The 25030-nt window shown below is 42.4% G+C and carries 18 protein-coding genes and 1 pseudogene; 8 read left to right on the top strand and 11 right to left on the bottom strand.

Annotated elements, in window-relative coordinates; genetic code table 11:
* Positions 1-390 precede the first annotated feature (390 nt).
* Both NJ959_RS00105 and NJ959_RS00110 read left to right on the top strand, forming a co-directional pair.
* Complete coding sequence (locus tag NJ959_RS00105) at positions 391-1167, top strand: DUF928 domain-containing protein (RefSeq protein ID WP_254009703.1); 777 nt, start codon at positions 391-393, stop codon at positions 1165-1167.
* Positions 1168-1385: 218 nt separating this feature from the next.
* A complete protein-coding gene (locus NJ959_RS00110; RefSeq protein WP_254009704.1) occupies positions 1386-2210 on the top strand; it encodes a metallophosphoesterase in 825 nt (274 codons plus the stop codon).
* A gap of 114 nt (positions 2211-2324) precedes the next feature.
* Here the strand turns inward: NJ959_RS00110 and NJ959_RS00115 are convergent, their stop codons facing one another.
* Positions 2325-2735: a DUF4278 domain-containing protein gene (locus NJ959_RS00115; protein WP_254009705.1), complete on the bottom strand. Its 411-nt coding sequence runs from the start codon at positions 2733-2735 to the stop codon at positions 2325-2327.
* A gap of 180 nt (positions 2736-2915) precedes the next feature.
* Here NJ959_RS00115 and NJ959_RS00120 point away from each other — a divergent pair, with 180 nt between their 5' ends.
* Positions 2916-3629, top strand: coding sequence for a L,D-transpeptidase (locus NJ959_RS00120; protein WP_254009706.1), 714 nt, complete (start codon positions 2916-2918; stop codon positions 3627-3629).
* 212 nt (positions 3630-3841) lie between these two features.
* Entirely contained in the window at positions 3842-5197 is a 1356-nt protein-coding gene (locus NJ959_RS00125) for a flippase (RefSeq protein ID WP_254009707.1), read from the top strand.
* Positions 5198-5229: 32 nt separating this feature from the next.
* On the opposite strand, the gene NJ959_RS00130 is transcribed toward NJ959_RS00125, so the two are convergent.
* The 5 genes and pseudogenes from NJ959_RS00130 to NJ959_RS00150 form a co-directional block, all read right to left on the bottom strand.
* Positions 5230-9597, bottom strand: a complete 4368-nt coding sequence (locus NJ959_RS00130; protein ID WP_254009708.1) for a condensation domain-containing protein — start codon at positions 9595-9597, stop codon at positions 5230-5232.
* Between the two features lie 66 nt (positions 9598-9663).
* Positions 9664-10197, bottom strand: coding sequence for a late competence development ComFB family protein (locus NJ959_RS00135; protein ID WP_254009722.1), 534 nt, complete (start codon positions 10195-10197; stop codon positions 9664-9666).
* 117 nt (positions 10198-10314) lie between these two features.
* Entirely contained in the window at positions 10315-11220 is a 906-nt protein-coding gene (locus NJ959_RS00140; RefSeq protein ID WP_254009709.1) for a M23 family metallopeptidase, read from the bottom strand.
* A gap of 16 nt (positions 11221-11236) precedes the next feature.
* Positions 11237-11323 (bottom strand): annotated as a pseudogene (locus NJ959_RS30515) (HNH endonuclease); the annotation flags it as partial.
* A gap of 67 nt (positions 11324-11390) precedes the next feature.
* Complete coding sequence (locus tag NJ959_RS00150) at positions 11391-11663, bottom strand: Hfq-related RNA-binding protein (RefSeq protein ID WP_254009710.1); 273 nt, start codon at positions 11661-11663, stop codon at positions 11391-11393.
* Between the two features lie 28 nt (positions 11664-11691).
* Here NJ959_RS00150 and dapF point away from each other — a divergent pair, with 28 nt between their 5' ends.
* Together dapF and rpsU are read left to right on the top strand one after the other, a co-directional pair.
* Positions 11692-12537, top strand: coding sequence for a diaminopimelate epimerase (gene dapF, locus NJ959_RS00155; RefSeq protein ID WP_254009711.1), 846 nt, complete (start codon positions 11692-11694; stop codon positions 12535-12537).
* Between the two features lie 220 nt (positions 12538-12757).
* Positions 12758-12937: a 30S ribosomal protein S21 gene (rpsU, locus tag NJ959_RS00160; RefSeq protein ID WP_254009712.1), complete on the top strand. Its 180-nt coding sequence runs from the start codon at positions 12758-12760 to the stop codon at positions 12935-12937.
* Between the two features lie 138 nt (positions 12938-13075).
* Here the strand turns inward: rpsU and hemH are convergent, their stop codons facing one another.
* On the bottom strand, positions 13076-14239 hold the full coding sequence (gene hemH, locus NJ959_RS00165) for a ferrochelatase (protein ID WP_254009713.1): 1164 nt from the start codon (positions 14237-14239) through the stop codon (positions 13076-13078).
* A 110-nt stretch (positions 14240-14349) separates the two neighbouring features.
* On the opposite strand from hemH, the gene NJ959_RS00170 reads away from it, so the two are divergent.
* Positions 14350-14982 (top strand): class I SAM-dependent methyltransferase, encoded by a 633-nt coding sequence (locus NJ959_RS00170; RefSeq protein ID WP_254009714.1) that lies wholly within the window; start codon positions 14350-14352, stop codon positions 14980-14982.
* Between the two features lie 254 nt (positions 14983-15236).
* On the opposite strand, the gene NJ959_RS00175 is transcribed toward NJ959_RS00170, so the two are convergent.
* The 4 genes from NJ959_RS00175 to sbcC form a co-directional block, all read right to left on the bottom strand.
* The gene (locus tag NJ959_RS00175) at positions 15237-15653 is read right to left on the bottom strand and encodes a gamma-glutamylcyclotransferase family protein (RefSeq protein WP_254009715.1); all 417 of its coding nucleotides are present in this window, start codon (positions 15651-15653) and stop codon (positions 15237-15239) included.
* Positions 15643-17484, bottom strand: a complete 1842-nt coding sequence (locus tag NJ959_RS00180; protein ID WP_254009716.1) for a diguanylate cyclase domain-containing protein — start codon at positions 17482-17484, stop codon at positions 15643-15645. The genes NJ959_RS00175 and NJ959_RS00180 overlap by 11 nt, the downstream gene beginning before the upstream one ends.
* A gap of 496 nt (positions 17485-17980) precedes the next feature.
* Entirely contained in the window at positions 17981-19912 is a 1932-nt protein-coding gene (locus NJ959_RS00185; protein WP_254009717.1) for a PAS domain-containing sensor histidine kinase, read from the bottom strand.
* Positions 19913-19981: 69 nt separating this feature from the next.
* Entirely contained in the window at positions 19982-23002 is a 3021-nt protein-coding gene (sbcC, locus tag NJ959_RS00190) for an exonuclease subunit SbcC (protein WP_254009718.1), read from the bottom strand.
* A gap of 402 nt (positions 23003-23404) precedes the next feature.
* Between sbcC and NJ959_RS00195 the strand changes: the two genes are divergently transcribed.
* On the top strand, positions 23405-25030 hold a 1626-nt coding region (locus tag NJ959_RS00195), incomplete at its 3' end, for a two-partner secretion domain-containing protein (RefSeq protein ID WP_254009719.1).

Here is a 25030-nt window from a genome sequence, read left to right on the forward strand (position 1 = left end):
TTAAACCTTTATTTTCTGTCACCAGAGTATAGATTTATCCCCAAATGAACTGTTTGGTAAAATCCTTCGAGCCGATTTTAATCCCACCCCCCTCCACTAACCTGACTCCCGTGGCAAGCAATAGCGGTTAACATCGTTACTAACGCTAGGAATAGTGGTACAATTCTCCGAAAAACCGATCCTATCGAAAACTCCTTGACTAAATAAATTGCAACTAGACCTATTTTTGGCATAGAATATTGACATAACCTACTTTGCACCATGACTTGCCCCATGTCTATCGTTCATAGGCAAGATCTTGAATAAACCCTAAGATTTATGAAGCAATTATTAAGGGGTATCAGTTCGCGGATTTTTTTGGGAACTCTATGTTTAACCTTTCTGTTAAACATGGACAGCGCTTCTTGGCAAGCTCTCGCGCAAACCCAGACAGTTCAGAGACAGAAAATATCCCATAAACAGTTTCAAGAAAATTCTATTATAAAATGTGGCTATAGGAAAAAACAGTTAACCCTCAAACCTCCAGACTATACCGTAGTCGAAGCAGCTAGTATAACGCCAGGAAATCGGGTTGAAGGCTCAATGCGTTGTGGAGAATACAATCCTCCTTTACCTTTAATTGCCTTGATTCCTCAATCAACTATGGGCTTAACTCTATCTGAATATCCTACCCTGTTATTTTATATTCCCGATGCTAATTTAGATGGTGTAAAGTTAGAATTTGCTATTTACGATCGCGAATCAAAAAATCCTATCTACCAACAGAAAATATCACTTAAATCTGGTGATGCTATTGTAGCTATAGATCTATCAAAATCTCCATCTTTACCTCCCTTAGCAGTAGGAAAAGTTTACTCCTGGAATTTCAGCCTTATATTCGATCCTGAAGATATGAGTAATAGCACATTTGTGGCTGGTTGGATACAACGAGTTGCACCTAAATCAGAGCTTCAGCATCAACTCAATACTGTCTTACCACAGCAGCAGCCAGCGATATATGCAGCCAATGGGATTTGGTACGAGGCGCTAGCTAGTTTGGCGAAGTTACGCTGTTCCCATCCAAATGATGTAACCTTTACTTCCAATTGGGAATCACTATTGGAGCAAGTTGGACTATCAGAAATTGCCAAAAAGCCTTTAGCCCAATGTATGGCAAGTGGGGAGTAGTTATTCGTTATTTGTTATTTGTTATTTGTTATTTGAAAAACGAGAGACAACTGACAACAGATAAGCAACAAAAGCTTCATTGCCCATTACCTATCCTTAAATCCGCTGTTCCATTACCCATTCCCCCTTAAATCCGGATGTCGGTTCTTACTACTTGTAAAGCTATGTGTCTAAGCTATGCTGGAATCGCTATGGTAAGGGGAGGAAATATTAGCCAGATGCAATGGGTAATTTCACAACCATTAAGTATTGAAAAAATAAAAATAGCGATCGCAGATTTACCGCCATCATTACGAGGAACTACAATAGTACAGCTTACAGATTTTCATTACGATGGTTTGCGGCTTTCGGAAAAAATACTGGCTGACGCAATTGAAGCGAGCAATGAGGCTCAACCGGATTTAGTTGTTTTAACTGGCGATTATATTACCGATGAACCAGAACCCATTCACCAGCTAGTCCAACGATTAAAATACTTGGAAAGCCGTAGTGGAACATTTGCCGTGCTAGGAAACCACGATCTCTATCATTATCATTCAAAAACATTAGTTACTGATGCACTGACTAGTATTGGAGTACAAGTCTTGTGGAATGAAATCGCTTATCCCCTTGGAGAGGAATTACCCTTAGTCGGATTAGCCGATTTTTGGTCCAGCGAGTTTAATCCCGCACCCGTCATGAGCCAACTCGATCCAAAAATACCCCGTATCGTTTTATCTCACAACCCTGATAGTGCTGAATCTTTGCAAAAATGGCGGGTAGATTTGCAACTATCAGGTCATACTCATGGGGGTCAAATGGTGATTCCAGGATTTGGTCCAGTACCAAAATTATTCAAAATAATACAGAAAAATTTTCCCAGATTTCTTTGGAGTAGGATACCCTTCATCAACACCTGTAGCCGTGTCGTAAATCATTGGGAATGGGGAATGGGAATGTATCAGATAGGTAGAAATCAACTTTATGTCAATCGCGGTTTAGGCACTTATCCGCCAGGACGACTATTTTGTCCGCCAGAAGTTACTATAATTACTCTGGTTTAGAGAAAGTATCTTGTTATTAGTTATTAGTTATTAGTTATTGCTCATTCTTTACAAACAACAAACAACAAAAAACAAACAACCAATAACAAAAAACAAACAACAAACAACCAATAATCAAAAAGTAAATACAATCTGCTCTGATTCTTTTTCCAGAATAGCGACTAAATTGCCATCGCCTTTCTCTTTAGCAATCTTAAGTCGATGTTCTAGCGCTCTCTGAATATTTCTCAGGTGATTGTTCGTTATTTGATTCACCTCTTGATGTTGCTGATTATGGGTGAACCATAGCTTAGTTGCTCCATTAGCAACCGCTTCCTCGACGGGGACAGAATCGGCAACTTTCAGTTTACCCATAAGATATGAGATGCCCCGATATTGCTTACGATCTACGGTTAGAGGTTCCCGAATGTGCCTAGGATAGTGAAACTGCCAAGGTTGACCCCGATAGATACCGCCAAGTTCGCCTTCAGCGATCTCCAGAGATGGTGTGGTTTCGTAGTTACCGCCTTGATAAGAAAGATTCATTTCAATTTATTAAAAATATTCTGTATCTAATCTTACATTTTAGGCAGTAAACCATCAATTGTCAAGGAACGGCTATAAATGGCTCTTCCTGTCTGAGTATGTTGATTTGCAGCAAAATACTGTAATCGATCTGGGTGTTAAAATGGTAAGCTAAAAGGTTTAGGATACCACTAACAGGTCTTGGGCAAAAACTTACTAAAGACTAGTTTGCTCCTCCTTTTCTTTGGGGGGGCAATTGCGCTGTTTCTTGTCAGAGGCGAGAAGAAAGAGACAAAAGTTAACAAGACTTCTTTTCCTCCTCCAACCTCTCAGCTCTCACCTCTCACCTCTTCTAGTGAGAAGGAAAAACGCTCGCCAAAGAAATTATCCGCAGATTGGCTAGTTAGTTTCGACTCCCCATTTCCATTAGCTGGCTTGCTAATTCAAAATTCCTCTCCATTCCATCCCAAAACTATTCAACAGGTATCGCCAATTACGCCAATTCTGAATTTAGCGATCGCAAGTATCAGTTCTCAATTAATTGTAGATTTGAGTGATGCCAAAGTATACAGTTACTGGGGGAATAAAAGAATCAGCAGTTACCCAGTTGCGATTGGCCAAAAAGGTTGGGAGACACCCACGGGCACTTTCAAAGTATTGAAAAAAATCAGGAACCCAGTTTGGGTGCAACCCATTACAGAGAAACATATTCCCGTCGGAATAGATAATCCATTAGGAGACAGATGGATTGGTTTTTGGGCAGATGAAAGACATCAGATAGGGTTTCACGGTACTAATGATGAGAAACTAGTAGGTCAAGCAATTTCTCACGGTTGTTTGCGGATGCGAAATCAGGATATTCGCGCATTATACAATCAGGTAACGCTAGGAACACCAGTTATTGTTAGGAAATAGGGATTTAGTTATTAGTTATTGGTTATTAGCTATTAGTTAAAGGGATTGACCGATTGTTGTCGCCCCGTCAGACCTTATTATCAACAAGGTCGTACAACCGAAAAGTTTATCCTGTCTACTTTTGAGCTATAGTTGTCTCCCCCCCCCCAGAGCGCATCGCTGTGGTTATTGCTGTAATATTAGTTTTATGTGTAACAATCCAAATGTAATTGATGACTCAAACCGTTCCTTCCACTACCCAGGAAAATCTTAATTTAGGCTTTTTAGCTAGAGAAGCAGGAGTAGCTTTAATCATAAAATTTGGGGGTATTCTTCTCACCTACCTGGTGCAAGTTTTCCTAGCACGATGGATGGGGACAACCGAGTATGGCATTTATGAATATGTCATCGCTTGGTCTGTCTTGTTAGCCATTCCCGCAGGATTGGGTTTACCCCATACAGTTTTGCGCTTTATCTCGGAGTACCGGATGAAAGAAGAATGGGGACTGTTGCAGGGGATAGTGCGTAGTAGCTGGTTAATCACTGTTATAGCGAGTTTCTTAGTTAGCTGGTTGGCTGCAGGTGTCATTTTACTCCTGAATTATTACCACCCATTTGCTTATGCTACTCCTTTATTAATAGGGATTGGTCTCATACCCCTACAATCCCTGGTAAATTTACAATTGGAAACAGCCAGAGCTGCCAAGGATGTTACTTTAGCCTACGCGCCATCACAAATAATTTGGCCGGTGTTGCTAATGTGTGGTGCATTTCTGATCTTAGAGACAAGTCAGAACCTTACGGGAAACTCGGCAATTGCCATCTCCCAAATAGCCTTACTAGTAGTTGTTTTATTCCAGTTGGGATTATTATTACTGAAATTCAATCAAGAATTTCCAGCCAGCAAACCCGTCTATAAAATGCGAGAGTGGTTGGCTGTCGCTTTTGTTGTGTTATTACAGTATGGTTGTTTCATTATTCTCAGTCAAAGCGACACGATTATGGTCGGTTCAATCTTGGGGCCAGAGGAAGCCGGGATCTACGGTGCGGCAGTGAAAACGGCGGAATGGGTCAGTTTTGTCCTGGGAATTATCAATATAGTAGCGGCTCCCAGTTTCGCAGCCCTGTACGCTCAAGGCAATATCAAGGGTTTGCAAAAGTTAGTTTCCACAGTTGCCCTGTGGATTTTCTGGCCTTCTTTGGCTATTTCCTTATTTCTCATCCTCTTCAGTCAACCGATTTTAGGAATATTTGGCTCGGAGTTTGTCGCTGCTAGTTGGCAGTTAAAGATTTTAGTGTTAGGACAAGCGATAGGCGCTTGGTGCGGTTCAGTCGGCTATTTAATGGTGATGACGGGTCATCAAAATAAATCTTTACCAGTTTTTATTTATGCGACTGTTATTAATATCGTATTAAATGCGATCGCCATTCCTCTGATCGGTGCTGTAGGGGCAGCTATAGCCACAGCTTTCTGTTCTGCCCTGTGGAATATTTGGCTGAGTTTTTTAGTAGTGAAATATGTAGGAGTAAGTCCCCTAGTTTTCAGGGGACTTTTTCAATGGGGTTCAAAATCAGAGATAGGAACTTAAGGTTTTGGCTAAGGTTGTACGGAAAACCAAGGTTACTCAACGCGATCGAACATCGCGAACAGATCGGTAAGGGGTTTTTGGCTATCGGTGACGACAGTTTCCAGAAGCAGGTGGAATTTTCTGGCGATACCAGCAATTGTTTGGCGGTCAAAGATCTCGCTCATGTACCTAAAGTTAGCGAAATAATCTCCGTCTATTGCCAAGATTTGCAAATACAGCTTAATAGGTATAACTGGCTTTTCCATTTGTATCAATGAGATTTTCATGCCGGGGAGATCTAGATCTTCGGAGCTTATTACATTGATCATATTTAACATGACAGGGATAGGCAATGGAAATTCTTTTCCTCGATCCTGCCAAATCTCCAAGAGTTGAGGTAAAGGCAAACTATTGTGAGCATAACCATTAATAAAAGTCTGTTGCATGCGATCAAGTAATTCAGTAAAAGTCGGCTCTCCTTTTAAATTAAAACGCATGGGCAGGACGTTCACAAAACAACCGATTAAGGATTGAGCTTCTAGCCTCGGGCGACTGGTCAAGGTCGTATGAATGACAAATTCTTCTTGATGAGCGAGACTTGCCAGAACTACGCTATATGCTGATAATAAAGTCGTAAAAAGAGTGACTCCGGCATCGTTGCTGATATTTTGTAGGCTAGTCTTCAAGTCCGAACTAATCTTTAAAGATTCGACTCCTAGGCGAAATGTAGGGTTTGCTGGCAGGGGGCGATTGCAGGGTAACTCTAAGATTTGCGCTCCGGCAAGGTTTTCTCGCCAGTAGTTGAGGCATTTGTCCAACACTCCGCCCTCTAGCCACTGCCGATACCATCGGGCGAAGTCTGTAAATGTCATGGGTAATGGTTGTAAAGGCGAGGGCTGCCCGGAAGCAAAGGCGGAGTAGAGAGCATTTAATTCATGGATGAATATACCCCAAGACCAAGCATCCGTAGTCATGTGGTTGGCGCAGGGCATGACAATATGGGAAGTCTTGCTAAAACGCAGAACATTGATCTTGACTATCGGACCGTTAACTAAGTCAAATCGATGAAGGGCAAATTTTTCGAGATAGTTCCAGAGTGCTGGAGAATCCTCGGATATCTCTGGGATGTCTATAACTTCAAAAGCGGGTTTTATTTCTGGACGCATCACCTGCACCACAGAACCCCCGATTTCTTTAAACGTCGTATGTAAAGAAGCGTGACGGTGGCAAATTTCTGCGATCGCCTCCTGTAAGACTTTGAGGTTTAATTCTCCTTCTATCCGCCAAATCTGCCAAGCGTTGTCATACTCCCTCATCGACTCCGGACGCAACCACATATATTCTTGCCCAATGGTCAGGGGCAAATAATTGCCAACTGCATCATTGAAGGGACGGTCGTAACCCAAAGACTCTGCTATTTTCCAAGTTTCTCCGCTCAAAAAGTCCGTGTTATATTCTTCCTTCCAGCGATCGGCAACTTTGGCATTAATCCCTTTGTAGGTGTGGAATTTAGTATCCCCCATCATCCTAGAAACGGCGTGAACCCCATCAGTCATGCGCTTCCTTTTTTCCTGATAAGGTTCCAGCATATCCCGATGGAATTCAATGCCGATAAATTTACATAATTGCTCCACCGTGGTTTGGGGTTGTTGCACCAAGTCCTCATACTTAAGTTGATGCTGGCGACTACTCGGTACATTTTTCAAGAACTCTAGGATATTTTGGTGAGCGATCGCCCACATCAATTCTCCTTTTTGCTCCACCGAAAACTCCTCTTCTTCCATTGCCAGCAACAAATCTAACCTCGCCTCTTTCATCGAACGAATGGTTGCCATAGGATGACGCAAGAGGTGAATATAAAGTGGATTTTCAAACTCTTCTTCCGCACGTTGGAGAACTTGCGGGTTAAAGGCATAAGGTGGAGTCTTGTCCGCGATTATTTTACCCGGCAGCCACGACTGCATCAAAGAGAAAAATTCCTTGGTACTCAAGTTCTGCGCCTCTAACTCCTCCATAATCTCCTGCGCTCTTTCCCCATCGCAGTTTTTGATTTCCATGATGGCGCGAATCACCCCTTCTGCCAAGAAATTATTGCGACCGGAAAACGCGGCTTTACGCTCGGCTAGGGTGTTAAAAGAAAGCAGATACAGCTCTGGCGGTGCGAACAGTTGCGGGTTTCCCGCCATAATCACCCTTAATAAGGTAGAACCAGAGCGTCCGGTACAAAGGATGAAAATAGCTTGTTTATTTTTCTGACCTGACTTATCTACTTGGACGGATTCCCCGCAAAGGTTATGCCGCAAGTATTCTCGCATCCGATCGGTTTGGGAAGATGTCCGTTTCTCCACAGTAGGAGTCCCTACCATTTTACCATTGGTTTCCCCAGCAAGCTTCCCATAATTGGCTCGCAGATAATCCGCCAAGAGAGCGATAGTGGGGGCATCAAACAGGGCAACGGGGTGTAAAATGTGGCTCAATTCTTCTTGCAGCCTGTTAACCAGCATCATCGCTTTAATGGAATCCCCCCCCAGTTCAAAAAAGTTATCTTCAATGCCCACTTCTGGAACTTTCAGCACCTCCTGCCAATTAGAAGCCAGTTGTTGTTCTAATTCATTGCGGGGGGCAATCTTTTCGCGCCCTTGGAGAGTATTGGCATCTCCCACCAGCATCGCCAACCGTTCCAGAATGAGGTTAAATTCTCCTGTTTCAAAACGCTGACTCAGTTGTAAGCGTTGGATTTTCCCAATCGCGGTTTTCGGAATAGCCTCGCGAGCTACTGGAATCAAGTAATCTGGATTTACCCCGATTTTCCTGACCACCTCCTGCCGGATATTCTGCAACAGGAGCGGTAATTCCTCATCTTTTTGAGTAATTGCATGGAAGAAAATCGCCAGTTTTTCCGTTGCCTCATCTCGTTGGCGAATCGCACAAGCTGCCGTATAGGAAACTTCTACCCCTTCAATTTCTTCCACCACAGGTTCTATTTCGTGGCTGTAGTAGTTGGCTCCATTGATGATAATTGTCTCTTTTGCCCGACCTGTCAAAACCAATTGCCCGTTGCTAATGAAGCCTAAATCTCCAGTCTCAAACCAGCCATCTTCTAGAAAGGATTCTTTATTTGCTTCCGGGTTGTTGTAGTAACCCGGAGAAACTGCATCTCCCGATACTTGCAAGCGACCTATGGTATCTTCGGGCAAAACTGAGTTCTCTTCATCTACAATCCGAATAGTTACTCCCGGAATAACTGGTCCCAAATCCGCAAAGACATCACTGTTGGTATGTTCTGCCTCAACCCGTTTAATGGTTCCTGTTAAAGAGGATTTTTCTACCCTGTGGAAAGTTAAAGGAGCTTCTGCCGTGGGCTGATAATAGGTTATCCCCGAACCCAACTCTGCCATCCCAAAAGCAGGGCGAATGGCAGTTTTCCTCAAACCATATCCTGCCATCTTCTCCAGAAATTCCTCCACTGCCTGGGCAGAAACTGCTTCTCCTGCTGTAAGTAAGAATTCCACAGATGACAAATCCCAATCTTGATTTGGTTCTCTATCCAGGAAGTCATTAATTAGAGCATAAGCAAAATTGGGACTCCAGCTATGGGTTATTCGATATTTATCGATTAAATCCAACCAGTTGAGAGCGCGACCTAAAATATATTCCTTGGGCGCGTAAATTTGTTGGCAGCCTAATTCTACGCAACGGATGTGCCAGTCGCTGATGCTGCCGATGTGGTCAAAAGGCAGCCAATTCAGAATTATCTCTTCTGGTTGGTGGTGATTGAGAATATTTGCTCCTCTAGCACGAGCAATAATATTGCGGTGAGTCAGTTGAACGCATTTAGGGAGTCCCGTGCTGCCCGAGGTAAGATTAAAAAAGGCTAGATCGTCTGGCTGACTGGGGTAATAATTTTTATCTGGGGCGTTCTGCCTTAAAGTTTCAATAGAGCTTACTTTTTTCTCTGACTCTGGCAAGAAAGATTGGATTTGTTCTTGCAACAATTTGTTAGTAATAATGAAAGGGCTGTCAAAGAATTGCCCAATTTGACGCAGCTTATGAGCTACTGGATTATATTCTGCGTAGGTAGGAGGGACTTCCATAATTGTCGGGACAAAGCCACCGAGAATAGATCCCCAGAAAGCTGGAATTATGTCCCAATTGTTTTCTAATTGTAAAATTACTTTGTCTTGAGGGTTTAGTCCTTCCTTTCTTAAACCCGCTAGAATTTTCTGGGCTTCTTCTAATAATTCTGTATACGATCGCACTATTTCCTTTCCATCTCGCTGGATATAAATAATCCTTTCTCCGACTACTTGCCCTGCTGCTGTTTGTAAAACTTGGGGTAGGGTAGTAGGAGCATCTGGGTCAGATGCTAATAGTTCCCCATCTGCTATAGCTAGGGGGATGTCTTCTTTCAGTTGACTCATATTCACCTCTGGTAAAATTACATCTTACCAGAGGTGAACGCCAAAATAGAAATATTTTGGAGAGGTCTATTCGTTATCCTCAAAATTATTAGCGTAATCTTGCAGTAAATTACTCACCTGTTGGAATACATCTTTGTCAGGGCGAAGGGCACGACGATCCAGGCCAAAGTTCGGTCGATCCATATTGTGATCGATCGCGTCACTCACTTGTTTAGCAATCAAGTCTTGGAATTCCTCCTTAGCTCGTTCGCGCTGATATTTTGCCCCTTCTTCAGTCGTCGCATAAAGCGGTGGGAGTCGGTTTAGAGCAAATGCAGCAATATCACCGACATCAAGAACCCGATCTTTTTTCGCTTCGATATCGGCAATTTGGGATATCACTTCAGTGAGAACCAACTCCTCCATAACATTGATGAACTGCTTGCGAGGAACCGCCACTACCTCACCCGTCAAGAGTGCCCCCATCAAGCGATCTAATGCCATATACTCTTCAACAGAAAGCTCAGAGGCGGTATCGCAAATGCGTCCTACCTCCGCTTCCATAACTGGGGTTAAGTAGCGATCTTGTAGAGCTTGTTCTACGATTTTTTCAATACTCATGGTGTTGAATTTTTCTTCCCAGTACGCGATCGTGGGGCAATCTGGCACAATTTCTTGTTTTAGAGACAACAAAATCTGGTAAAACTCCCATAACTTTAGCAAAATTAAAAGATTGTTTCACTCAAATCCTTGAAATCTCCACGGCACCGGATCTACAGAAATGCCATTAACATAAAGTCCCCAGTGTAAGTGAGGACCAGTGGAAGCGCCTGTAGAACCTACTGTACCAATTCTCTGACCAGCTTGGACAAGATCTCCTTCCTTAACATCAATCCGGCTTAAATGAAGCATGATACTAAGGACACCTTGCCCGTGATCGATTCCTACGGTATTCCCGTGAACTCGGAATCCTTCGGCAACCCTGCCCACTAGTGAGACTCTTCCGGCTGCTGGCGCGACGACAGGGGAACCCGTGGCTCCAGCATAGTCAACACCCCGATGGTAGTAATCTTGGGCGAAGACACCGTTGTAGTAGCGGCGGATACCGTAAATAGTTGAGACTGAAGCATTGCTAGGTTTCAAAAACGCCCCATTCCAGAATTTTTGGGGCGTGACTAACTTTTTAAACTCGTCAACTCGACGAAGTTCGATTTCCGTTGCATCTTGTGAACCACTTCCAGAGAGGCGGATACGTTGAGTAGGAAAGGAACGATTTGCCAGAGGTACGCCCAGGGTTTTGCGTTCCCCATCGCCAGTTACCTGGATTTGCAATGTTCCTGGTTTATCTAAAGGAGTAGTGGGTATAAATGCTCGATAGCGATTGGTACTGAGGGGAAAGGTGGGATAAGTCTGCTTTCCCATTGAAACCGTTGGCTGTTGTTGGGTAGTATCAGTTTGAACTACTACCGATAGGGTTTCCCCTAACTGGGGATTTGCTGGGGTTACTTGTACCTGTAAGGCTTGTACTGGGTTGGGACTAATGATAATTCCCGCCACTACACTAATGAAAAGTGGGCGATAAACTGTAACGGGAAAACTGAACAAACCTACCCATTCCTTACTATTTGGGTAATTATTAGCCATATCCGTATCCATCCTTGATAAAGTCTTTAATGTCTTGAGAACCTTTCTGTTGATTGCACTGGTGGCAAGCTAAACTCAGATTAGATATTCGGTCAGAACCTCCTTATTGCTAAGTAATGTTTGCCGCGTCAATGCCGAGGAGTTAGGCAAGTAGTGTTAGGAAAAAGTGATTATTGAAAAATATTTACTGTCTGTGACTCAACTGATGCGACGGCACGATTACCCCCACCCCCACTCTCTGGCTTAATATAGGCAATGGCATGTCGCCAAATCACGATGGGATTGTCTGTATCATCAAGCAGACAAATACAATGTTGATCTTGCCAGCGAACCCTGCCTGTGAGCAACTCATTAGTCAGAAGTCTCATTTGGACAAGTGTTGCCTCTTTGATGAACCCTTGAATTTGACGAACGCTGGGTAGACCTGTCTGGAATTCAGTCATAATCAATTTTTACGGAGGAGATATATAAATGGAAATCGAATTTACAAAGTATCACGGTCTAGGGAATGACTTCATTCTGATTGATAATCGGACCGATCGCAAACCGATGGTTACGTCGGAACAAGCTATACAGCTATGTTCGCGCCATTTTGGTATCGGTGCTGATGGGGTTATCTTTGCCCTGCCGGGACAAGATGGTACTGATTATAGTATGCGAATTTTTAACTCGGATGGCTCGGAGCCGGAGATGTGCGGTAACGGGATTCGCTGTTTAGCTCAATTCCTATCCGATCTTGAGGGGGATAATGCCAAAACTCAATATCGCATTCATACTCTAGCAGGTGTCATTATCCCTAAACTTGAAGGAAACGGTAAGGTTAGGGTGGATATGGGAATTCCTCTGTTGATGGCTGCCCAAATTCCTACTACTTTGGCTGCGGCTGACGAAAAGGCAATTAATACTCCCTTAGAGGTGGCTCTTCAAGTCTGGCAGGTTACCTGTGTCAGTATGGGAAATCCTCATGCGATTACCTTTGTTGAGGATGTGGCGGCTATTCCTCTGGAAACTATTGGTCCTCTGTTCGAGCATCATCCTGTTTTTCCCCAACGCACAAATACGGAATTTATACAAGTAGTCCGTCGTGACTATCTCAAGATGCGTGTCTGGGAACGTGGTGCTGGGATTACTTTAGCCTGTGGTACGGGTGCTTGTGCGGCGGTGGTTGCTGGTGTCTTGACTGGAAATTGCGATCGCGCCTGTACTGTGGAGCTTCCTGGCGGCTGTCTGGAGATTGAATTTTCAGAGGTAGACCAACGGGTTTACATGACTGGACCTGCTGAACTAGTCTTTACTGGTAATATCTCTTTGATTTAAAAGGGGCTAGGGGCTTTCTTTTTGGGGAAGTAGGGATTAGGGGCTAGTAAATTCTTCTTCTCTAGTTCCCAATATCTAGTTCCTAGTGTCTGCTTATATCGATAGAATGGAGTACTTGCGGTTACTGATCCAAATGTTAATCACCAGATTTATGGAGTTTTTAACATTTGGTGAGTTCCGTCATTCAACATTATTAGGATTGCGATTAAGAGGATATAGGATGACCCAAGTAATTGTAGGTGAAAATGAAGGTATTGAGTCCGCACTACGCCGATTTAAGCGGCAAGTTTCTAAGGCGGAAATTTTTGCGGATATGAAGCGTCTCCGTAATTTTGAAACGCCCATTGAAAAGAAAAAGCGTAAAGCAATCGCCAGGAGACGTAAGCGGAAGTTTAACTAGAATTTCCCATCGGATCGTGTCCGGTTACATCGTTTATCTATGAATTAGTCTGCTAATCGCTACCTAACTACGATGATGTAACCGGATATGATCTGTTGCTGCCCATCTAAATTGGATATTGAAATTTTGGTTTGACTTTTACAATAATCCTACAAAATGAAGCGGCCCTTGACCGCTGATTAATTCAATCAGCAATGCGAGAAAGCCAATCATCGCCAATCTACCATTCCAAACTTCGGCTGCGGTTGTCATTCCCCATTCCCAACGTTCTTGAGGATACATCTTAACTGTCTTCTCTGGGTGCATCACCTCTGAAAGTTGGACGCTGGGGGATTTTAATGCGTCTTCTACTAAGGTGGCGAGGGAGTCGATAAAGACGGGATGGGTATTGAGTGCGGGGACGCGATAGAAATTTTCAATTCCGGATTCTTCGGCGATTTCCCGATACTCGATGTCTATTTCTTGCAGGGTTTCTATATGTTCTGACACAAAACTAATTGGTACAACTAGTAAGTCTTTCACCCCTTGAGCTGCAAGCTCCGGAATGGCTTCTTCGGTGTAGGGTTGCAGCCACTCTACTGGACCGACCCGACTTTGATAAGCTAAGGTGTGGGGGTTAGGACGGTTTAGCGTCTCCATAATTAGAGCTGTGCAATCTACGATTTCTTTCTGGTAGGGATCTCCCCCTTCTGTAACGTAGCTCAAGGGGACTCCGTGGGCGCTGAAGAAGATGTGAACTTTGTCAGGATTGGCAGATTTGTCCAGCTCTTCGGCAATCAGTTGAGCCATTGCTTGTAGATATTTCGGTTCTTTATACCATGAGGGAATAACCGTATGTTCGATCCGGTTGAGACTGGGGTCTTCTTGCCATATTTTCTCAAGAAGTCGGAAACTAGAACCGCTGGTACTAATGGAAAAGTGGGGATAGAGGGGTAGAATGACGAGGTGTTCGATTCCATCCCGTTTGATCCGATCGATGGCTTCTTCGGTAAAGGGATGCCAGTAACGCATTCCGATATAGATTTTTGCGTCTGTCCCCTTTTGCTGCAAGTGTGCTTGCAGCGCTTGAGCTTGGGTTTCTGTAATATACCTGAGTGGAGAGCCGCCGCCTATTTGTTTGTAGTTTTCTTGAGATTTTTTAGCCCGTGTGGTGGCGATGAACCAGGCTAGGGGGCTTTGCATCCACGAAAAGCGGAGGCGAATAATTTCGGGATCGGAAAAAAGGTTGTATAGAAAAGGGCGGACATCTTCCGGTTTTTCCGGTCCACCTAGATTAAGCAATAATACCCCAACTTTACCCATAGCGGTCTCAGCTTCCTATAACTTTCATATTTGTTACTGATTTTAACAATATATGCTAATGATCGCTGAAGGGATTGGCAAGAAACCCACAATTTGAGGAGATATCTGTGATGGCGACTGTGCTTAGGAATTGGAGTTATCAGTACCAATGGCTATATGACGGGATTTCTCAACTAGCTGCCCTGGCTGTAGGGGGGGAGCGGCGATTCCATTACCTTCCTTTACAAAACTTAACAATTTGTCATGAAACCAAGATATTAGATTTATGTTGTGGTAGCGGTCAGGCGACTCGGTTTCTGGTAGAGTATTCCCAGAATGTTACTGGTTTGGATGCCTCGCCCCTTTCTCTAGGAAGGGCAAAGAGAAATGTGCCGCAGGCTGGCTATGTAGAAGGGTTAGCGGAAGAGATGCCGTTGCCCGATGCTCAATTCGATATCGTTCATACAAGTGTAGCATTGCACGAGATGACACCTACAGTATTGCGACAAATTATCAAAGAGGTTCATCGGGTGCTGAAACCGGGGGGAATATTTACTCTGGTGGATTTTCATAAGCCGACTAATTTCTTATTTTGGCCTGGAGTTGCGATATTTTTGTGGTTATTTGAGACGGAAACTGCTTGGCAATTATTGGAGGAAGATTTGGTTGGGTTGTTGGAGGAGACAGGATTTAAAATTTGCGAACATCGTCTGTATGCGGGTGGTAGTTTGCAGGTGATACAGGTGAGGAAGGTTGAAGGATAAAGGTTGAAGGTTGAAGTCAAAAATCATATCAATTCCGGTTCAACTGAATAACTCTCAGCAGTTGCAACAACCGCCAGTGGTTAAAACCACTGTCTAATAGCTAAAGTCGGTTGAAACCGACTAAAAAGTTGATTTTTCAAGAATTTCAGTCCATTGAAATGGACTTACGCTGTTAGCCCGGAGTTTTAACTCTGGGCTGGTTTTGTCATTTACCGAGAAGGTTACAAAATATCAAGTTCAACAGTCAACATATTTTATTGTAAATCGCAATTACCTCGCCAACAACCAGAAGAAATATTCGCCCCACCGAATCGCTGTACCTGTGTAAATGTCATGAGGTAAACCCAAGCTAAACCTAGGGATTTACGATCTAAATCGTAGATTTCAATTTCCTGTCGGTAATATTCATTTTCCTCGGGTATCCGATTGGGGTTGTAGTCTTCCAACTCATCGAGAATAGTTAAAATAGTTGAGTCGGTGAAAGTTAGTAAAAAACCGCGAACAATACTTTCACCAGGAGTCATAGCAGGATAGCCTAGGGGTAAATTAAATAAATTACCGAATGCGATCGCAGATTTCTCTTCTATGACTTTTCTAGCACAGTAGCGTTGATAATTTACCTCCCCTGGTTTGAGAGTACCGTAAACAAAAATCCTGAGTTTATTTGACATTATAAGTGCGACTATCCCATAGTACTACGCGATCGCGTCCTTCGGATTTGGCTTGATAGAGTGCTTGCGCCGCCGAGGCTACGAGTGTTTTTGGTGAAGACTGCAAATTAGGAATCATGGTAGCCACACCAAAACTTAAGGTAAGATAACGATTGACAGGAGAACTAACATGGGCAATTTTGAGTCGTTTGATGCTGCTCCGTATCTTTTGGGCAATCCAAATGGCTGCCTCTCCGTTGGTATGAGGTAACATAACAATGAATTCTTCTCCACCGTAGCGAGCCACTAAATCAGTATTTCGTACAATAGATTGACTAATTTCACTGGCAACTTTTCGCAAACAATCATTTCCAGCTTCATTCCCGTAGGTACCGTTAAATGCCTTAAAACAATCAATATCGCACAAAATTATGGATAGAGGAATCTGCTGATGTGCTAATTGTTTCCATTCCCGTGCCAAAGATTGCTCAAAGTAGTGTTGATTCCTTAATTGAGTTAAGGTATCGATACCTATGATGTCTTGTAACTTATGATTAGTAAGTTTTAATTCCTCATAAATTTCTGCCTGTTGAATAGCAATACTAACGTAAGTTGCTAAGTTTTTGAGGATTTCAATCTGCCACTGTTGCCATTGCCAAGAAACGGCGCAATTGTAGCAAATTAGCAATCCCCACAATTTCTCTTTATTTAATAGAGGGATAACCACTTGGCTTCTAATATCGAAAAACTGTAAAAACTGAAGGTATTCTGGTTTTACTCCTCTTGTGTAGAGATCTTCTATTACTTGAATTTGCCCTAATTGATAGTGCTTAATTGTATTTGGATCGGCAATCCAAGGTTTGTACTCTTCCAATCCCAGCATCGGTTGACAATCATTTGCCAATGACTCTTCTACTACTGAACCACTTCCATCTGAGTTGAATTGATAAATAATGACGCGGTTGTTTTGAAATAGTTGGCGAATCTCTGTGACTGTGATATTTAAAATCTGATCGAGGCTCAAAGATTTTTGAATGCTCAGAGCAAGTGTCTCGACTAGATGTTGTGCTGCTAAATGTTGTCCTGTTTCTCTTGATTGGTGATCGGTGACTTTTTGGCATACCATCACGCTGCCAATAATTTTGCCCTCTTTATTTCGGATTGGGGTAGCGGTTAGATTAATCGAGATATCTTTGCCATTTTTGGCACGTAATAGGCAAAAATTATGGGCTGTTATTTTTGTAGCCTTTTGGATAGATTGTGCGAGTGGATTTTCGATTGCTCTGCCATTTTTAGCATCTCGCAGGGGTATGACTTGAGATGCTAATTTACCTAAAACCTCATGAGTTTGCCAGCCGATGAGAGACTCGGCGACAGGATTGAGAAATGTAATACACCCTTTTTCATCGGTGGCAATTGTGGCTTCTTTAATACTATTTATAGTGGTTAACAATAACTGTTTAGTTTGCTCTTGTCGCATCTCCAACTCATGTCGGCGCAGAGCAATTTCAATGGTGGTTTGTAATTCTCGCTCTTGAAAGGGTTTGATAATATAACCGTAGGGGTTTGTCTTTAAGGCTCGCTGCCATGTCTGTTCATCGGCATGGGCTGTTATATAGATGACAGGAATATCGAAGCGATCGCGGATTTGTTTCGCCGCAGCAATCCCATCAATATCGCCTTCTAATCTAATATCCATCAAGATCAAATTGGGTTTGATTGTTGTCGGGATTGAAATGGCTTCCGCCCCAGAAGTTACTGTGGCTAAAACTGTATATCCCAATCGGGCTAAACTTTCTTCTAAATCCCAAGCCACAACGCTCTCATCTTCTACGATTAATATTTTTGGCATAGTTTTCAAAGGGGTATTTTTCAAAATTGGATAAGTTATAGCAGATTGCTGGTTGATGAAGTACACCCCAGAAACCGGGTTTCTCTGTACCTCACATACCCGAAAATTGCTGTATGTTAAAAGGGGAAGCAATTTTACCTCAATCAAAAAAAAAGATTAAAATTAGGGCGAGAGTGTACAATCTGAATATAGGGGTTAGCTTTAGCTTATTGCTTCGCAGGATCAAGCTACATACTACGCAAAACCCAAGGGATTCCTAGGCAAAAGACTAAAAGACTTTAGCATTCGGTTGACTTTGCCTGCGGTTAGTCTTTCCCGTGGCACTCAGGTGCAACAAACTCGCACCCTGCAATTGGATCTTGAAAAATGCTGATGGAATTATCTGGATTATACTCGTCCAGCTCAGGAAATAGATCGAGGGTAGCTCCCCTCTCCCCATTTATCTATGATAAGCGATCAAATCAGTGTCGGCGAAACTTCAAGAAACCCGGTTTCTTTAAGAAACCGGGTTTCTCTGTACCTCACTCAGGGGAAATTGAATCTTAAATAATGTTATATCTCCCCTCTCTATCTCAATCATCCCTTTAAGCTGTTTGACTAAGGTGATTACCAATTTTAGTCCCATGGATTGAGTTTTTTGTAGGTCAAAGTCCACAGGTAGAGTATTCCCTTTATTCCCAACTGTCAGAATAGCATGACGATTTGAACTAGTTTCAAGAGTCAAGGATACTTCACCATCTGAACGATTAGGAAAACCATGCTTAAGTGCATTACTAATCAATTCGTTGATAATTAAGCCACAGGGGACAGCTTGAGCAAGGCTAATAAAAAGTCCATCTGCCACATGGAGCTTAAATGAATTTGATTCCAAGTGAACATTATAAGTGCGAAACAAGTTCGCCGCCAAATTTTCCACGTATTGGGTAAAGTCAATTTGACTAAAGTTCTCTGAGCGATATAAACTCTCGTGAACTAGTGCCATAGATTCCACTCTACTTTGACTTTCCTGAAGAATAACTCGTACTCCCTCATCCTCAATTCGATTGGCTTGGAGGCGCAATAGACTAGAAATAATTTGGAGGTTATTTTTAACACGATGGTGGATTTCCTTCAGGAGAACTTCTTTTTCTCTTAAGGAGGCTTGGATTAGTTCATCTGCCTTTTTGCGATCGCTAATATCTCGCAATGTAACCACATAAACGTATTCTCCTTGCCATAATGTTTGTGCTGTTCTCATTTCCAGAATCACTAAGCCACGGGTAGGATGATTCACAGCTAACTCCGTCATTTCTCCCACAAGTGAAGGAATACCAAACTCACTATCCACCAATTTCTCAAGAGAAAGACCGAAAAGATTGAGGGATTCTGCGTTAACAAAACGGATGATTCCCTGATAATCTACTAACAAAACTCCATCAGAAATACTATTAACCAGGGTGTGCAATCGTGATTCACTTTCCCACAATGCCATTTCAATTAGTTTACCCTGAGTAATATCGCGAGCAGTACCAAGAATTTGCTTGGGTAAACCATCTGATGTTCTGGAAAATACTACATCTCGATTGCAAAGCCAGCGCCAAGTACCGTTGGCGTGTTTAATCCGATACTCTACTTCACGCACTTCACCATCTGCAACGTTGGTAAAGCCATTCATGTGTTCTAAGACTGTGGGAAGATCGTGAGGATGTAAGGTTGAGATAAAGAAGCGCCGCCCTTCTTGTTGGGGTTTCTCTGGTAGATAACCTAAGATCTCAAAAATTTGACGATTCACATATATATTACCCTGTGTAGTTAGGTCGTGAATGTATAAAATTTGTGGGGTTGTATCAGTAATCTGCTGGATCAAAAACTGACTTTGGTGCAAGGCTTCTTCAATTTGTTTGCGATTGCTAATATCACGAGCAATAGTGGAGAGATACTCAACTTCTCCACTTTCTGATTTGTGGGCAATAATCACCTGGGAGACTGGGAAAATCTCACCATTACATTTCCGCAAAGTGGTTTCTCCTGTCCAAACTCCATCTTTAATCGCTATTGGTATCCCTTGATTGACAATCTCATTATCTGTTTCTGGAGTATGGAATTCAGAGATCTCGTGTGTTGTGATATCTTCGTTGGGATCGATCCCTAATAGTTGGTATCCCGCACGATTGAGGTAGAGAATACGTCTCGTTACATCAGCGATGCTGACAAGATCTGATGTGGCTTCAACAATTGCGGTTAGTTTTGCTTGGAGTTGTTTCACCTCCTGGTGTTTGGCGATTTCTTCAGGAGTATTGGCATTGCTAAAGAGGGCGTTTATTTCTGTGAATGTTTGCGCGATTTGTTCTGATTGTTCGGGTGTTTGAGGTATTTTGCTAACTTGCTGATGTAGGTGGGTAATGCGATCTTTTAGGGATTCTATTATTTGAGTGAGTTGGTTAGACATGGGGTTTTGATGGCTCTGTTTATCATATTTGTTCTACTGTTATTCCCCTCTAAAATAACAATTAACCCATCACATCGACAACCTCAACTGAGATCCCGCCGCAGTTTTAACCACCTCAATTCGCGTCTGAAAAGCCTCCTTAAATTGAGGCATGTGGGTAACAGTAAGAATACAAGAAAAATCCGCTGAAATTGCATTAATTGCCGCAATCAATCGCTCGCAACCATCAGAATCCTGCGTCCCAAACCCTTCATCTACAATTAACATCTGCAAGGATGTCCCAGCTTGTTGTGCTAAGAGTCGCGCCAATGCTAAACGAATGGAAAAATTAATCCTAAATGCTTCCCCCCCCGAATAGGTTTCATAAGGTCTAGTTCCGTTAGCATCAGCGATTAAAATATCTAGGGTATCAATCATTTTAGTTGATTTTTTGGTCGCACGCTTCCCGGCTTTCTGGGTGACAAATTGGACATGAAACTGATTTCCTGTCAATCGGGCTAAAATTTGATTGGTTTCTGCTTCTAATTGAGGTAAAACATTCTCAATCATTAAGGTAGGAATACCATTTTTACCGAATGCGATTGCTAATTGATCGTGAATTTTATATTGCCTTTTAAGTACTTGAATTTGTGACTGTTGTTCTTGATATTGACTTTCGAGAGTTTCTAGTTGAGTCAATTGCTGTTGCAAGCGCCCAACTAAGGATAATTGTTCGTCTAGTTGTCGCCGTCGTGCTTGTATTCGCTCTTCTACAATCCGAATATCGTTGGTAGGATCTGGACATTGTTCTATTTGCTTGACAATTTGAGCAAGTTGTGAATTGCTTTCATCTCGGTCAGCCTTTCGCCCTGTTAGGGTTTGGGTGAGGGATGAGATGCGATCGCAAATTTGGGGATATTGTGTTTGTGCCCGTACTAATTCCTGATGGCGCAGTTGCCAAGATGTGGCTTGACGTAGAGATGAGCGGAGATTATTGTGTGTTTCTAAGTTATAGCCAATTTCGATAATTTCCCGCTCTAGTGCGTCTATTGTTTGCTTTAGTGGGGATGTAGTTTGTAGCTCATCTAGCGATTTTTGGAGGGCATCTAATTTAGTTTGGAGTTGTGGTTTTTGGGCATCAATTTTTCCCTGCCGTCGCTGTGCGTCTTCTAGTTTAGCACTTTTTATTTCTGCCCAACGCCAGCGATCTACTTCTGCCCTTGCTAAGGCGTGGGTTTGTTCGCTATAGTTTAATTCTTGCAGTTTTATCTCAATTTCTCGCAATTCTGACTGTAAGTCTACAGCATATAAACCTCGCTCGAGAGATCGCTCTAGTTGTTTCTTTTCTTCAGAAATATCATACAATCTGTCATATACTTCATCTGTTGCTTCTAGTCTAGCTTCTAATTGTCCCCTTTGTTGTAATAATACTTCATAAGGAGCTAATTCTTTTGATAGTTGGGTATATTCTTGTCGCAATATCTGAAGTTCTCTTTCACAGACGCTTAGTTGTTCCCTAATCATCCAAAATTGTTCTTGAACTTCTTGATATTCTGTATTAGTTTTTTGGATAACGTGTTGGCTGTGGGTTTCATCTAAAGGGCGATCGCAGAGGGGGCAAATTGCATCCTGTACTTTCAACATTTCGATTTTTTGGCTTATTTCTCCTATTTGTTTTTCATAGCGGCGCTGGTTTTCTTGGAGGCGTTCCTGAAAGTTGCGGCGCTCCAATCCTTTTTCTTGTACTCGCTGTTGGTAAACTTTCTTTTTCTCTAGTTGTTCAATTTCTTCTTCTACTTGCAATACTGTATTTCTTAATTGTGGTGTGGTGGCTATTTGGGTTGACAATTGGGTTTCAGAGGAGTATAATTCTTCGAGTCTAGCTGTTAGTTTTGTTTGGGCACGATCGAGTTGAGTTTGCAATCCAGTGCGGCGTTGCAGTAGGGGAGATGCTTCTAATTGGAGGTTATCTAGTTCTTTGAGGCGTTTCTTGGCACTTTTGAACTGGGCTAAGGCGGTGGCGACTTCCCCGCCACGAGAGAGGGTTTCTTGAATTTCTTGTTCTTGCGATCGCAATCCTTCTATTTGGGCTTGATTTTGTTGAATTTGCCGATTTAATTCGTTAATCTCTTTTGTTAATTTTTGTTGCAGCTCTTGTCGTTCTTGTTGAGATTCTTGGTAAGCTTGGAATTCGGCGGTGAGAATTTCGTCTTGCTTTTGCAGGTTGAGGTATTGGGTATATCCTGTGGAGATTTGTTCTGCTTGAGAAATTAACTGCCAAAGTTGTTGCTGTTGGGCTTCTGTGGTGGCGATATCTTGTTGGATGCGATCGCAATCTTGGCTCAAATTCTGATATTGTTGTCTGACAAAGGTTAGTTGTTGTTCCCAGGTATGGCGTTGTTGTTTCAACCCTTGCAGGTGTTGCAATTGTTTTTGGTCAGTTTCTTGGTTTTGTTCCAGTTGTGCTAAGGTAGTTTTGAGGACTTCTTGTTCGGCTGCGATGGTTTTGCCTGCTTCTAGCTGTTGTGCGATCGCAATTAAGTTTTGCTCTATTTGCTCTGCTTGGATTTTGAATTGCTTTGACAAATCCTTTGCCTGTTGAGCTAACTCTTCATACCGATCTAGCTTCAACAAGTCTACCAGAATTTGTTTCCGTTCCGCCGGCCGCCTAATCATAAATTCATCGGCTCTACCTTGGCGGAGGTAAGCCGAATTTATGAATGTATCGTAGTCGAGTTTTATATGGTGTAAAATTAACTGCTGTGTCGCCCTTACACCTTTTTCTGTTAAAGACAGAAAGTTTTCCCCACTCTCGATTTGAAATTCTAGGGCACTGCTTTGTCCCCGCCCTTTACTTCTAATAATACGATAAACTTCCTCATTATTTTGAAAGATAAAATCCACTCGCACATCTGAAGCACCCGCATGGATAGCCTCATCTTCTGATTCCGTGCGACTTTTTCCCCAAATCGCCCAGGTAATTGCTTCGAGGAGGGAAGATTTCCCCGCGCCGTTAGCACCACAGATACAGGCAGTATGTAACCCCCGAAAGTCAAGGGTTGCTTCGCGATAGCTGAGGAAGTTTTTTAGGGTGAGTTTGATGGGAATCATGCAGCCTAGAATTCTCTACCTTTTTTTTTACTTCTTTTTTACTATTATCAGTACATCTGCACTGTTTCATAGTTTAGCGACGGAATGGCAATGATTCCAGCCTTTATGCCTTTAAGTTTACAATTATTAATAATTTATTGGACAATTCGGGGAGATTCTCCTACTTGGCGCTCTTGGGAATCACTATTTAATCAACCACGAAGACACTAAGACACGAAAATTCTAAGATTAGTAACAGATTTAGTGGGGATCGCGATCGCGATCTGCTGGAAGTTATACAATAACCTTCATTAAGAGTAAACTCTCTAGGGATACGGCTAGTCTAGATGATGGAGCGGATGGGTGGCTACCGCCGAGCTAGCAGTAAATATACTTAGCATTGACTGTTTGGGAGCAATCCAGATGAAATTCAATATTAACCTAATCGGTAAGTCACTGGCTTCTCTCTGTCTTTTGGAAGGGCTAATCTGTTTTAAGCCAGTTTTGGCACAAGTAATTACTCCTGCTAATGATGGTACTGGAACTATTGTGACTCAAGATGGTAATCGCTTTGATATCACGGGGGGTACTCAAGCGGGTGCTAATCTATTTCAGAGTTTTGCACAGTTTGGTATTAGCCAAGATCAAATTGCTAATTTCCTTTCCCAACCCGGTATCGAAAATGTTCTCAGTCGGGTGGTTGGTGGAGAGGCTTCTATTATTAATGGTACGATTCAGCTAGGGGGTGCAAATTCTAATCTCTTCTTGATGAATCCCGCTGGAATTCTTTTTGGTGCTACTGCCCAAATTAATGTTCCTGCTGATTTCACTGCTACTACGGCTACAGGTATTGGGATTGGCGACAATTGGTTTAATGCCCAGGGAAATAATGATTATTCATCTTTAAGTGGTACTCCTAATACTTTTGCTTTTAATACTGAGCAACCTGGGGCGATTATTAATTTGGGAAATCTGACTCTCCAGGATGGAAGTTTGACTATGTTAGCGGGAACTATAGTCAGTAGTGGACAACTTTCTGGAGGGGGGAAGATTACAATCGCCGCTGTACCCGGTAAGAATTTGGTACGGATTAGTCAAGCGGGAATGCTCTTGAGTTTGGAGATTCAACCTTTAATTCCAGATAATAGTCGGCTAGGAAATTGGACTTTACCTATTCTTTCTTTACCAGCATTGCTCACAGGTGGTGGCAATACTAATAGCGCGACGGTTAATAGTGAGGGAAGGGTAGTTTTAACAAGTTTCGGTAAGGAGGTGCAAAATGGAGATGTTGCAGTAGTAAATAAGATAACAGCTCCGGCTGGTGTAACCATAAATGCTCCCATTGGTACTATCATTACGGACAATATTGATACTAGCTCTAATAATGGAGGTAATGGTGGTATCGTAAGTTTATTAGCTCAAGGCGATATTAAAAATGGCAATATCATAACTCAAGCTAGTGGCAAGGCTGGTGATGTATTTGTCTCTAATATCAATGGCAATATTGATATAAACAATATCTTTACTGAAAGTTTTGGATCGGGAAATACTGGTAATGTAACTTTGTCTGGCACTATTGGTAAAATTACTATTGGTGTAATTAGGATTAAAAATGAGGTGTCTGGTAATAATGGCATGACAAACTGGTTTATTAATTGGAATATTAATTCTCAGGCTATTAATAAGTCAGATCAGGTTTTGGTGCCAAATACTTTACTTGTTCCTGAAAATATTCCAATCGACAATAACGGTAGCTCAAACTCCAATAATAATATTGTTAATCTCGATAACAGCAGCACTACCCCTGGCAATATCATTAATTCCGATAACTCGAACAATACTTCAATTCGTGGTGGTAGCACTACCCCTAGCAATATCGTTAATTTCGATAACTCAAATAATACTACCAATACTGCCAATAGCAGTACTCTCACCAATAGCCCTAACTCCGATAACTCAAATAATACTGCCAATACTGGTAGTAGTAATACTAGTAGCAATATCGTTAATTTCGATAACTCAAATAATACTACCAATACTGCCAATAGC

The sequence above is a fragment of the Limnofasciculus baicalensis BBK-W-15 genome (genome assembly GCF_024178385.1).
GTDB lineage: Bacteria > Cyanobacteriota > Cyanobacteriia > Cyanobacteriales > Coleofasciculaceae > Limnofasciculus > Limnofasciculus baicalensis.